Below are 12,645 nucleotides of genomic sequence, written 5' to 3'. Positions count from 1 at the left end.
CGCCTATTCAATTGTAATAATAGCGTGAAATTGATTATTGAATTGAAAAGAAGCGATTGAATGGATGAAAGAAAGTGTATAGGATTATAAACAACTTGGCGTTCTATTGGCGGTTAACCCGCTATAATAAAGCTCAATCCATGGAAGCTGTATAGGATGCTATACGTGTAGATGATGTTCTATGACGCTGGATCGACACTACTAAACGAGGTCTAAACCAATGCTAAGCGACATACCCCGCGATCTTCTTGAAGCGCTGTTGGACAATCCGTACGAGATGCTGATTCTGGTGGATGGCGATGGAATCATTCGTTTCATGAGCAGTGGCAACGAAGGGTACTATTCCATCCCGATGAAGGATGTCATTGGCAAGCATATCCGCGAGGTGAGCCCGAAATCGCGGTTGACCCGGGTACTTAAAACCGGCAAGGCTGAAATCGGCCGCAGTATGATTCTGAACCGCAAGAACCGGGTCATTTCCCGGATCCCCATCGTCAAGGACGGCAAGGTGATCGGTGTGGCGGGCAAGCTGATGTTCCGGAGTCCGGAAGTACTCAAAAAGCTCTACGATCGTATTGAATCACTGGAAAACAAGATTGACTACTACAAAGACGCACTGAAGAACGTGTGCAGCGGTCGGTATTCCTTTAACAGCATTGTCGGGGTTACCGAACCGATCCAAAAGGCCAAAGATGCTGCCCGGCAGGCAGCCAAATCCGATGCAACAGTGCTGATCACCGGCGAGTCGGGCACGGGCAAGGAACTTTTTGCCCACGCCATTCACCAGGCCAGTCGGCGCTCCAGGCAAAATTTCGTGCGCGTGAATTGTGCATCGATTCCCGCCGAGCTGATCGAATCCGAACTGTTTGGCTACGAGGCGGGCGCCTTTACCGGTGCCCGCAAACAGGGCAAGGCCGGAAAATTTGAACTGGCCCACAACGGAACGATTTTCCTGGATGAAATCGGAGACATGCCACTGACCCTGCAGGTGAAAATGATGCGTGTACTTCAGGAACGTGAAGTCGAACGACTGGGGTCGGACACCCCCAAAGCGATCAATTTCCGGGTCATCAGCGCCACCAATCGGAATTTGAAAAAGATGCTGGACAACAAGGACTTTCGCCTGGACTTATACTATCGTCTGAATGTGTTCCATATCCATCTGCCGGCCTTGAGGGAAATCCGGGAAGATGTTCCGGCTATTTTCTCGCAAGTGATAGAAGAGCTTTCCATCGGCAAGTCACAGCCCCTGCCGGATGTGTCGGATGCAGCCATCGAGACACTGATGAACTACGGCTGGCCTGGAAATGTAAGGGAGCTTCGCAATGTCGCCGAACGCGCCCTGATCGTGAGCAAAGGCGCTCGGATTGAAGTGGAGGATCTGCCCATAGAGAAATCGACGTCCATCCGCCCCCCCCAACTGCCCATCGGTACTGTCGGATCGTTAAAACGCCTGATGGAAGATACGGAGAAACAGGCCATCTTACAGTCCCTGCAGCAAACCGACAACAACCGTGCCGAAGCAGCCAAACGACTCGGCATTCACCGGACCGGGCTGTATCAGAAAATGAAGAAATACGGGATATCCTGACGGCGGATGCGCCCTCTTTGGACCTAATTTTATGCCACGGATCATTTACATGTCGCACCTTGACGCGGAAAAGCAGTCTGAATAAGGCTTGGTTCTAGCTTCGCCCAACAGCTTCTCGTTCCCACGCTCTGCGTGGGAATGCTTAGCCCTATACGTTTCCACGCAGAGCATGGAAACGAGAGGCAAAATGGGATCAGCCTTTTTACTCATCCCTTAATCCAGGTGAGCGAAGTTAGAACAAAGCCAGCCTGAATAGCTGCCTATACATGTAGACGTTCATCAACAGCCTTCATTAATCAATTGTTTTTTCATACGGTTAAGACATTCCAGACATTCATTTGTATAAGCTTGTCGACAAAGTTACGATCCCTCCCCCATTTTTTGCTTCCTCTATTTTTCTCCTGAACGCTTAGAAACTCGCCCGACAGAAAGATAATTCATGTTTCCTGCCAAGGCTGGCAAAGTTATTGCGTTGGCGTCTTTCCAAAGAAGATGAATCGACGGGCTTACCCCACCGAAAGCGAATCATCCAAAATAATGAGTATCCGTCCAGAAAGAGGAAAAGCATCATGGAAATAAAGAAAGTATTGGTTGTCGGCTGCGGTTTAATGGGCAGCGGCATCAGCCAGGTTTGTGCCCAGGCCGGGATCAACGTCGTACTCAATGATATCTCTGATGATATCCTGGCCCGGGCCCGCGAGACCATCGCATGGTCGGTGGCCAAATTCGTAGAAAAGGGCAAACTGGAAGAAAAACAGCAAACCATTATGGACCGGATCACATTTACCACCGGTTTCGATCACGTGGCGGATGTAGACCTTGCCATCGAAGCGGTCTTTGAAAACATAGACGTCAAACAGTCCATATTTAAGCGGCTCGACGAGACCTGTCCACACCACACGTTGATCGCGAGCAATACATCGGCCATTCCGATCACCGAACTGGCTGCGGCCACCCATCGGCCGGACCGGGTGTTGGGTCTTCATTTCTTCAGCCCCGTGCCCATGATGCAGGCCGTTGAAGTCATTCGCGGAATCAGCACCAGTGATGAAACGGCAGCGGCGGGAAGCGCCTTTGTTGAGAAGATCGGTAAAACCGGGATCATGGTCAACCGGGATGTGGCCGGTTTTGTCATCAACCGCATCAACTGGCCCTCGGCGATACAGGCCATGAAGCTTGTGGAGGCCGGCGTGGCCACCTGTGCGGACATCGATAAGGGCCTGCGGCTGGCCTCGGGCCGCAAAATGGGCATTTTCGAAACCGGCGACATGGTTGGCCTGGACATCACCTACGGCGCGCTGATGGCGGTGTACAAAGAAACCGGCGATCCCGCCTTTTATCCGCCGCTTATGCTGCGCCGCAAGGTGAAAGCCGGCCATCTGGGACGCAAGACCGGCAAGGGCTGGTACACCTATGATGAAAACGGCAAACGAATTGATTAATCCACAATAACGATAGGAGTCGTCGATTATGGGCCACTTCAAAGTCAATCAAAAAGACCTTTTTTTCATTCTCAAGGACCAGCTCGCGTACAAGACGTTATGTTCCCTGCCCCGTTACCATGATCTGAATGAGAAAGCGCTTGATCTGCTGGTAAGTGAGGCGATTACCTTTGCCAGGAAAGTGGTCGACCCCCTGAATGAGTCGGGCGAACAATACGGTCTGCGGCTGGAAAACGGCAATGTTATCTGTCCGCCTGGATTCAGTGAGGCATTCAAACAATACGGTGAAAACGGCTGGACGGCGGCGTCACGGGACACGGAATACGGCGGCCAGGGCTTCCCACACATGATGCGCATTGTGGTCAACGATCTCATGTACAGTGCCTGCCAGTCTTTCAACATGGGTCCCAGCCTCACCAGCGGTGCCGCTCATCTGATCGAGTCTTTTGCCACGGAAGAACTCAAGGAACTGTTCGTGCCCAGAATGTACGACGGCACCTGGTCCGGTACCATGTGCCTGACCGAACCCAATGCCGGATCGAACCTTGCCCAGCTGGAAACCATGGCTTACCGCGATGGAGACCACTACAAGATAAAAGGCAATAAAATATTCATCTCCTGGGGTGAGCATGACGCGACCGAAAACATCATTCATCTGGTTCTGGCACGCATCGAAGACGCACCAGCCGGTGTAAAAGGCATTTCCCTGTTCATTGTTCCCAAAATGCGCGTGAATCCCGATGGCAGCCTGGCAGAACGAAACGACGTGGTCTGCACGGGAATCGAGGAGAAGTTGGGGCTGCACGCCTCACCCACGGCCGCATTGTCATTCGGTGGAAAGGATGCATGTGTGGGCTACCTGTGCGGGAAAGAGAATCAGGGTCTGGCCCATATGTTCCAGATGATGAACTCCGCCCGCATCAACACCGGTGTCAGCGGCATGGCCATGGCCGCCGCCGCCTACCAGAACGCCCTGGCCTATACCAAAGATCGTCGGCAAGGCAGGCACCTGACAGACCGTAAAAAAGGCGAGGTGCCGATCATCGAGCATCCGGACGTGCGGCGGATGCTGCTGTGGATGAAGGCCATGGTGGATGGCATGCGGTCCATGATCTATACCGGCGCCTATTGGTCGGATCTGGCGGCCGAGTCCTCCAACGAAGCGGATCGCGAGCACTACAATCATCTGGTGGATTTCATGACCCCGATCATCAAGGCCTACTGCTCGGATATGGGATTCCGGGTGTGCGAAACCGCCATGCAGTGTCTGGGGGGATACGGCTATTGCAAGGATTATCCGATCGAGCAGTATTTAAGGGATGCGAAAATCATGTCCCTTTATGAGGGCACCAACGGAATCCAGTCCATGGATCTGATGGGTCGTAAGCTGACCATAGGCGGCGGAGACTGCTTTGGCGCGTTCAGGCAGGAGATCGAGCAGTTCTGCAGTGATAACCGATTGGATGAACAGATCGGAGACCGGGTGCGTGCACTGGAAGGCGTCGTGGAGCGCCTCTGGGAAGCCTCCCATGAGATGATCGCCCGCCACGCATCGGATCCGCTGCTATGGGCGTCCAGCACCTATCCGGCGCTGCTGGCCTTCGGTGAAGTGACCATGGCCTGGCGGCTTCTCGACATGGCCCGCATCGCCTTGCCATCGGCAGCCAAAAAAGGCAGGAAATATGACTTTTACCGTGGAAAAGTGATGCAAGCCACCTATTTCGTGGATACCACCCTGCCTCACACCCTGGCCACCATTGAAACCTGTTTGAGAACGGGCAGAGAAGTGGTGGAAATACCGAATAACGCTTTTTAGCGCCTACCGAGGAAACCATAAAGGAGCAAAAAATGGAAGACGTCGTGATTGTCAGTGCCGTGAGAACGCCTGTCGGGCGTTACATGGGAGCCCTGAAGAGCGTCGAGGCCTATGATCTGGCAGCCCTGGTTCTGAATGCGGCGGTGACGCGCAGCGGTATCGACCCGGGCCAGGTGGACCAGGTGATCATGGGGCAATCCTACCAGAACGGAGAATATGTGAACATTGCCCGAATGGGGCTGCTGACCGCCGGTTGGCCCGAAGCCATTGCCGCAACGACCATTGACAGTCGCTGCTGTACTGGCCTAGATGTGGTTCGCCTTTCCGCCGCCCTGATCGCTTCCGGCCAGATGGACATTATCGTGGCCGGCGGTGTGGAGAGCATGAGCAACGCTGAATTTTATCTTCCGGGGAAACTTAAATGGGGCGTCGGCGGAGAAAAGGGCATGCCCCGCGGCCACGGGAATCTGTCCATGTGGGGAATGCCCTTCTATGATCGTATTCAGCGTGCGCGGGTCATGTCCCAGCCCGAGGAACGTTACGGCATCCTGCCCTCCATGATGGCCTGGGCGGAAACCGCAGCCAAGGAAGAGGATATTTCCCGTGTAGAATGCGACGCATGGGCCTTGGGCAGCCAGCAGAAGGCCTGCGCGGCCATTGAAGCCGGTAAATTCGACACAGAGATGGTACCCGTTACCATCCAGCACCCCAAAAAGGGCGACACGCTTATTGATCGGGATGAAAATCCGAGACAGGACACCACCATTGAAAAACTCACCAAATTGCAACCGATAATGGGCGGCGTCTGCACGGCGGGAAATTCATCGTCGGAGAACGACGGCGCCGCTGCGGTGGTGCTCATGTCGGCCCAGAAGGCCTCGGCGCTGGGCATTCATCCACTGGCCACCCTGCGCACCTGCGCCCTGGTGGGCGATGACCCGCGCCGCGCGTACCGGACCGTTCCCGTGGCCGTGGACAAGGCCTTGAAACAAGCAGGCGTCACCCTGGACCAGATCGAGATGATTGAAATTCAGGAGGCCTTTGCCGCCCAGGTCCTGGCCGACCTCAAACAGATGGGGGTCACGGCCAAAGACCACCACAAGGTCAATGTCAATGGATCGGGAATCTCTTTGGGCCACCCCATTGCCTGTACCGGCACGCGCGTACTCGTATCGATGCTTCATGAAATGCAGCGCCGCGACACCCGTCTGGCCCTGGAATGTATTTGTGGTGGCGGCGGACTCGGCATTGCGGCGGTCCTGGAGAGAAAACCGCAATAACGGATCCGGCACACCCTTTTTTCCCGGCGCTGGCCTGTGGGTGGTCAGGGCTGGCGAGAACCCCATAGAGGAGATCTTTCAACATGGATTTTATGCTGTCCAAAGAACTGCTGATGCTCAAAAAGGCAGTCAGAGAATTTGCCACAAAAAAAATCACCCCCAACGCGGATGCGTGGGATGGTGAGCACTACCTGCCGGTTAAGGAAATTCTGCGACCCATGGGAGAATTGGGATTTCTGGGCGCGGTCATACCAGAAGCCTATGGGGGCGAGGAAATGGGCTGGCTGGCCGCGGCAATCATCACCGAAGAGGTGGCCAGGGCCTCGAGTTCCCTTCGCGTGCAGGTCAACCTCAGCGGGATCGGCTGTGCCTATCCGATTTACAAATACGGCCGCGAAGAAACTAAGCAAAAGTATGTCCCCAAACTCTGTTCCGGTGAGATGCTCGGCGGGTTTGCCATCACCGAGCCCAATGCCGGTTCGGATATTTTCGCCATCGAGACCGTTGCCGAAGACCAGGGCGACCACTTTGTGATCAACGGGTCCAAGACATGGATCTCCAACGCCAATCAAGCCGATGTCATTGTTCTTTACTGCTATACGGATCGCGACAAGCGCAGCAAGGGGCTCTCGGCGTTTGTCATCGACCTGAAAAATCTGAGCGGGATCAAGACCACGGATCTGGACAAGCTCGGTTCTCACTCCTCCCCCACCGGAGAAATATTTTTCGATAACACCCGGGTCCCCAGACAGAATCTGCTCGGCCAACCGGGCGATGGCGCCGCCATCGTTTTCGCATCGCTCAACAACACCCGGATCTCGGCCGCAGCCGGTGCACTCGGCTGTGCCCAGGCCTGTCTGGATATCGCCACCCGCTACTGCAATGAAAGGCAGCAGTTCGGGCAGTCCATCGGCAAATTCCAGATGAATCAGGATCTGATCGCCCAGATGACCACCGAGGTGGAGGCGGCGCGTCTTCTGGTTTACAAGGGCGCCTGGCAGAAAGACAACGGGAACGAAAACAACGGCCTGGAAACGGCTCAGGCCAAGTACTTTGCCGGTGAAGTGGCCATGAAATGCGCCAACTATGCCATGCGTATCCTGGGGGCCTATGGGTATTCCACCGAGTATCCCGTGGCCCGGTATTATCGCGATATTCCGACCTATGTCATGGTCGAAGGGTCGGCCAACATCTGTAAATCGATCATCGCCTCGGATCAACTCGGATATCGTAAAGCCAACCGTTAAATCGTGTCCATCCAGAAATAGGAGGAGAACATGGCCCAGCAACTAGCCGATCGGCGTGATGTCGATTTCAACCTGTACGAAATGTTCGATGTCGAAGCGATGTGCAAATTCGCGCCATACGAAGATCTCAACAAGAAGATACTCAACCTGATCATAACCGAGGCCCGCAGCTTCGCCATCAAGGAAATGCTGCCGGCGTACGTGGACGGAGACAGGATCGGACCGCGATTTGACGGTGGCAACGTCCGCATGCCCGAAAGCTTCAAACGCGTGTATGACCTGGGGTGCGAGAACCAGTGGACGGCCCCCAGCGCACCCATCGAATACGGCGGACAAGGGCTGCCGCATATCATCGCCGCAGCCATTCGGGAGTATTTAATGGCGGCCAACTGGCCGCTCTCATCCTTCCTGTCCATGGGCAATGGAACGGCCCGTATGATCGCTCTTTACGGAACCGATCAACAAAAAGCCACGTACCTGACCCATCTCTACACCGCCAAATGGGGCGGGACCATGCTCCTCACCGAACCGGAGGCCGGAACGGACCTTGGCGCGTTGACCACCACGGCGGTCAGGAACCCCGACGGGACCTTTCATCTGACGGGAAACAAAATATTCATCACCAACGGTGAGCACGATCTGGCGGAAAACATCATCCACCCCGTACTGGCGCGAATCGAAGGCGATCCGGCCGGGACCAAGGGAATCTCGATTTTTATCGTGCCCAAATACCTCGTCAATCCGGACGGCAGCCTGGGACCGCGCAACGACATCGTGTGTACCGGCATCGAGGAAAAGCACGGCATCCATGGCAGTGCCACCTGCAGCATGGCCATGGGCAGCAAGGGTGCCTGCACCGGATACCTCCTGGGTGAAGCATGCCAGGGAATGATGATCATGTTCAACATGATGAATGGCGCGCGGCTGGCCACGGGCGCTCAGGCCCTGTCCTATGCATCCCACAATTACCTGTGCGCACTGGATTACGCCAGGCAGCGGATCCAGGGGCGGGATCTCACGGACTTTGCCAATCACCAGGCCCCTTCCGTGCCCATTCTCAGCCATCCTGATGTACGGCGCAACCTGATCTGGATGAAGGCCATGACCGAGGGGCTTCGCAGCCTGATCTACTATGCCTGGCAACTGATCGATCTGTCCGTCAATGCCTCCACCGATGAGATGCGCACCGACGCATCCGATCTGCTCGAACTGCTGACGCCCATTGTCAAGGCCTACGGTGCCGACCGGGGCTACGAAGTCTGCTACCAGGCCATGCAGGTCTTTGGTGGTGCCGGTTACACGCGGGATTACCCGGTAGAGGCCATCACGCGGGATTGCAAAATCACCTCTATTTTCGAGGGGGCCAATGGAATCCAGGCCATGGATTTATTGGGCCGCAAGCTGGGGCACAAAAAGGGGGCGACCTTTGTAAAATTCATGGAAAAGGTCAAGGAGATTATCCGGGCCGCCCGCCAAAAAAATGACCTGAGCCCGCTGGCGGACGCCCTCGAGGCCTGCCTGTTGCGGCTGGCAGACGTGGCCGGTCAGTTGGGCAATCGGGCTCGATCCGAGGATGTCAAGGTGGCCTTTGCTCACTCCGTCCCCTTCTTGGATGCCATGGGCGATGTCATCATGGGCTGGATGCACTTGTGGCGTGCCGTCGTGGCCCACCCCAAAATCGAGTCGGCCCGCAAAAAAGACAAGGCTTTTTATATCGGCCAGGTCAAGACAGCGACATTTTTCATCAACACGGTCCTGCCCGTAACCATGGGCAAGCTGTCCGTTGTCTCCGCTGGCGACCCCACCGCCATCGACATTCCGGATGCGGCATTTGGGGGGCTGTGATTGATCCTGCCGAATTGATCACTTGGCATTTGGCATAATCCTGGTTTGAAAATGATGGAGAAAAAAATCCAATAATCAAATGACAAATCACAAATAAATCCCAATGAGTAAAACTCAAATTCCAAACCCGATGATGCCTTGTTTGAAATTTGAATATTGAAAATTGGGATTTATTTGGAACTTGGTGCTTGGGATTTGGAATTTTGATTACAGTCAGTTTTCATAAGAATCGCAAGTAAACGTAACCGGAGGAACTATGGAAATTATAGTATGCGTCAAACGGGTACCCGATACGGCCGAGAACGAGATCGAGGTAAACGGCGACGGTAGCGACATTGAGCGCGACGATCTGGTCTATTCGGTCAACGAATGGGACAACTACGCGGTGGAAGAAGCGATTCAGATCCGCGATAATGTGGGCGGCAGCGTAACGGTCGTGACGGTGGGCGATGACGAGTCCGAAGAAGTGCTGCGCCGTGAGATGGCCATGGGCGCGGACAACGGGATTCTGTTGACCGACGATGCCTTTGAAGGCTCGGACGGCAAGGGCATTGCTACCCTGCTCAAGGCCGCGGTGGAAAAGGGCAAATACGACCTGATCCTGACCGGTGCCCAGGCCGATGACGGCGCGGGCCAGGTGGGCGGTATGCTGGCGGCCATGCTGGACTACCCCTATGCCTCACTGGTCAACAAGGTCGAGGTGGACGGCGACAAACTCAAGGTGGGCCGTGAGATCGAAGGCGGTAACCAGGAGATGAACGAAATTTCCCTGCCTTGTGTCCTGTCGATCCAGACCGGTATCAACGAGCCGCGCTATGTGGGTATCCGTGGTATCCGCAAGGTGGCCTCGGTGGATATCCCCGAGCTGGGTGCCGGAGACCTGGGCGTGGATGCATCGGCTGTGGGCGAAGCCGGTGCCACAGTCAAACGCCTGGATTACTTCGTGCCTGAGCTGGGCGAAGGCGCCGAGATGCTGGACGGCAGCACGGAAGAGATCATTGCCAAACTGATCGAGCACCTGAAGGCCAAAGGAGGACTGAAATAATGGCTGACATTTATGCATATATTACCCATCATAATGGCGTGGCCGATGATTCGGCCCTGGAACTGATCGTTGCGGCCCAGAAGATCGATTCGAGCGCTGCCGTAACCGCCATCGTGACCGGATCGGGCGCCGAGCTGGACCAGGTGGCCGAGGCCGTGGCGGCCACGTATCCCAAAGTTTTGAAATTCGGAAGCGACGCCCTGGCCTATCCCAATGCGGAAGCGGTCAGAAAACTGCTTGTCGCTGCACTGCCCGCGGATGCCATCATCCTTGTGCCCCACGACACCTTCGGCATGGACTTGGGCCCGGGGCTGTCGATCAAACTGGACTCGGCCTTCGTGGCCGATGTGGTGGACGTCGAAGGTGTGGACAGCGATGCCCTGAAGGTGATCCGCCAGGAGTACTCGGGCATGGTGAGCACGCATGTAAGCGTTGATATCGCTGCCGGCGTTGTGGTCAACATCCGCCCGGGGTCTTTTGCGCCGGACGAGAGCAAGTCGGCCGGCGGGACCGTTGAAGACAAGTCCGGTGACATCGGCGATCTGTCCTGCGGCCGTAAGTTCCTGGAAGTGGTGGAAGCCGAAGTGGGCGATGTGGACATCACCAAAGAAGATGTTCTGGTCTCCGTGGGCGGCGGTATCGAGGACGAAGAGAATATCGAGATCGCCCAGGAACTGGCCGATGCCATGGGCGCCGTGGTGTCCTGCTCGCGTCCGATCGTGGATGCCAAGTGGCTGGAAAAATCCCGTCAGGTGGGAACATCCGGCCAGACGGTCAAACCCAAAGTGTACATGGCCTGCGGCATCTCCGGCAGCTTCCAGCACATGGGTGGAATCAAGGGCTCCCCGTTTATCGTGGCCATCAACAAAAACGTCAAGGCCCCGATCTTCCAGGTGGCCGACATCGGCATCGAGGCCGACATCCTCGAATTTCTGCCCGAACTGACCGAAGCTATCGACGATATTTAGGGGAGTCAAACAAATCATGAATCACAATTCTCATTTGTCTGAATACCAGTCCAAGTTGATTTCTGCCGAGAATGCTGCCGGGTTGGTCGAATCCGGCATGTCCATTCATCTGGGGGGGGGGCAGCCAACATCGCCACCGTCATCAAAACCGATCCTACAGGTGAGGTGTTCAAGTGGTACAGCGGCTTTGTCCTGCCTTATACCCGGCCGTTTGCCAATCAGCGCGGATGCGGCATTTACACCCCTGCCTCCTGGCACCTGGTGCCGGATTTTGTGCGCAACCAGTACGCATTCGACATTCTTTATTTCGTAACATCCCCCATGAACGAAGCCGGTTACTTCAACTTCGGATTGACTGTCGCCGACACCCTGTCCGTTGCCGAGGTGGCTGAAAAAATCGTCGTGGTGGTTCGTGAGGACATGCCCTGCACTTTTGGTGGGCAAGAGGAAGGCATTCACATTTTTAGGGTCGACCACATCGTCGAGGATCGGGAATTCAAGACCTTCTGCCTTCCCGATGTGCTCTTGAAAAAGGAAGACCGCATGATCGCCGAGAACATCCTTTCTGCCGGATTGATCCAGGACGGTACCACGCTTCAGGTGTGCATTGGCGACCTACCCAAAGCCATTCTCGACGCCTTACCCGATGCCGGGGTAAAAAACTGCGGTCTGCATACGGAAATGGTCACCGAGAACATGATCGATCTCATCCAGAAGGGCGTTGTCGACAACTCCCGCAAAAAGCAGGACCGTTACAAAAGCGTCTGCACCTTTGCTCTGGGAAGCCATAAACTGTATGAATTCCTGGATAAAAACCCCTCATTCGCCTTCTATCCGGTGGACTATGTGAACCATCCCGGCGTGATTACCCGGCAGCCGAAGATGTTGTCCCTGAACAGCGCCATGCAGATCGATTTGTCCGGCCAGGTGGCCTCGGAGCAGACCTGCATGATCAACGGCGACCGGGTTTGCGGCCTTCGCCCCCGGCAGATCAGCGGCACCGGCGGACAGCTCGATTTCGTCCTCGGCGCCATGCTCACCGAAGATGGTGCCGGGGTGAGTATTCTGGCGCTTTACTCTCAACACAACGACCAGTCCAGGATCGTCCCCATGCTGAGTGAAGGTACGGCGGTGACGGTTCCGCGGACCATCGTCGACTATGTGGCCACGGAATGGGGATTGGTGAAGCTGAAAGGACTGTCCATCGATGAACGGGTCATGGCCCTCACCCGCATCGCCCATCCCGCTCACCGCGATGATTTGATGCGCCAGGCGGCAGAGATCGGCTTTCTGCCCTATGGCAGTTCGTTCATGAATGCAACGCGACCCAGAGGCGTGATCAACTGTCGGAATTAAAATCGCATTCTGTCTCATGATGCGTTAATTTTGAAAAGCGGACATTCTTCTCTTG

9 protein-coding genes are annotated in these 12,645 nt (G+C 55.4%); all 9 read left to right on the top strand.

Annotated features, from left to right (window positions below; genetic code table 11):
• Nucleotides 1-220 precede the first annotated feature (220 nt).
• Nucleotides 221-1,591: a sigma-54 interaction domain-containing protein gene (locus Dvar_RS17700; RefSeq protein WP_419663006.1), complete on the top strand. Its 1,371-nt coding sequence runs from the start codon at nt 221-223 to the stop codon at nt 1,589-1,591.
• A gap of 569 nt (nt 1,592-2,160) precedes the next feature.
• Complete coding sequence (locus Dvar_RS17695; protein WP_419663005.1) at nt 2,161-3,033, top strand: 3-hydroxyacyl-CoA dehydrogenase family protein; 873 nt, start codon at nt 2,161-2,163, stop codon at nt 3,031-3,033.
• Nucleotides 3,034-3,061: 28 nt separating this feature from the next.
• A complete protein-coding gene (locus Dvar_RS17690) occupies nt 3,062-4,849 on the top strand; it encodes an acyl-CoA dehydrogenase (RefSeq protein ID WP_419663004.1) in 1,788 nt (595 codons plus the stop codon).
• 32 nt (nt 4,850-4,881) lie between these two features.
• Nucleotides 4,882-6,129: a thiolase family protein gene (locus Dvar_RS17685; RefSeq protein WP_419663003.1), complete on the top strand. Its 1,248-nt coding sequence runs from the start codon at nt 4,882-4,884 to the stop codon at nt 6,127-6,129.
• Nucleotides 6,130-6,212: 83 nt separating this feature from the next.
• On the top strand, nt 6,213-7,376 hold the full coding sequence (acd, locus tag Dvar_RS17680; protein ID WP_419663002.1) for a glutaryl-CoA dehydrogenase Acd: 1,164 nt from the start codon (nt 6,213-6,215) through the stop codon (nt 7,374-7,376).
• 30 nt (nt 7,377-7,406) lie between these two features.
• A complete protein-coding gene (locus Dvar_RS17675; RefSeq protein ID WP_419663001.1) occupies nt 7,407-9,221 on the top strand; it encodes an acyl-CoA dehydrogenase in 1,815 nt (604 codons plus the stop codon).
• Between the two features lie 256 nt (nt 9,222-9,477).
• A complete protein-coding gene (locus Dvar_RS17670) occupies nt 9,478-10,266 on the top strand; it encodes an electron transfer flavoprotein subunit beta/FixA family protein (RefSeq protein WP_419663000.1) in 789 nt (262 codons plus the stop codon).
• Entirely contained in the window at nt 10,266-11,234 is a 969-nt protein-coding gene (locus Dvar_RS17665) for an electron transfer flavoprotein subunit alpha/FixB family protein (RefSeq protein WP_419662999.1), read from the top strand. Before Dvar_RS17670 ends, Dvar_RS17665 begins: the two co-directional genes overlap by 1 nt.
• A 42-nt stretch (nt 11,235-11,276) precedes the next feature.
• A complete protein-coding gene (locus Dvar_RS17660; RefSeq protein ID WP_419664129.1) occupies nt 11,277-12,590 on the top strand; it encodes an acetyl-CoA hydrolase/transferase family protein in 1,314 nt (437 codons plus the stop codon).
• Nucleotides 12,591-12,645: the final 55 nt, after the last annotated feature.

Source organism: Desulfosarcina variabilis str. Montpellier (assembly GCF_048565275.1).
GTDB lineage: Bacteria > Desulfobacterota > Desulfobacteria > Desulfobacterales > Desulfosarcinaceae > Desulfosarcina > Desulfosarcina variabilis.
This window is presented reverse-complemented; position numbering and strand designations above follow the sequence as displayed.

Coding starts and splice junctions, on each gene's coding strand:
- Dvar_RS17700 (WP_419663006.1), top strand. CDS start 221: ATGCTAAGCGACATACCCCGCGATCTTCTTGAAGCGCTGTTGGACAAT.
- Dvar_RS17695 (WP_419663005.1), top strand. CDS start 2,161: ATGGAAATAAAGAAAGTATTGGTTGTCGGCTGCGGTTTAATGGGCAGC.
- Dvar_RS17690 (WP_419663004.1), top strand. CDS start 3,062: ATGGGCCACTTCAAAGTCAATCAAAAAGACCTTTTTTTCATTCTCAAG.
- Dvar_RS17685 (WP_419663003.1), top strand. CDS start 4,882: ATGGAAGACGTCGTGATTGTCAGTGCCGTGAGAACGCCTGTCGGGCGT.
- acd (WP_419663002.1), top strand. CDS start 6,213: ATGGATTTTATGCTGTCCAAAGAACTGCTGATGCTCAAAAAGGCAGTC.
- Dvar_RS17675 (WP_419663001.1), top strand. CDS start 7,407: ATGGCCCAGCAACTAGCCGATCGGCGTGATGTCGATTTCAACCTGTAC.
- Dvar_RS17670 (WP_419663000.1), top strand. CDS start 9,478: ATGGAAATTATAGTATGCGTCAAACGGGTACCCGATACGGCCGAGAAC.
- Dvar_RS17665 (WP_419662999.1), top strand. CDS start 10,266: ATGGCTGACATTTATGCATATATTACCCATCATAATGGCGTGGCCGAT.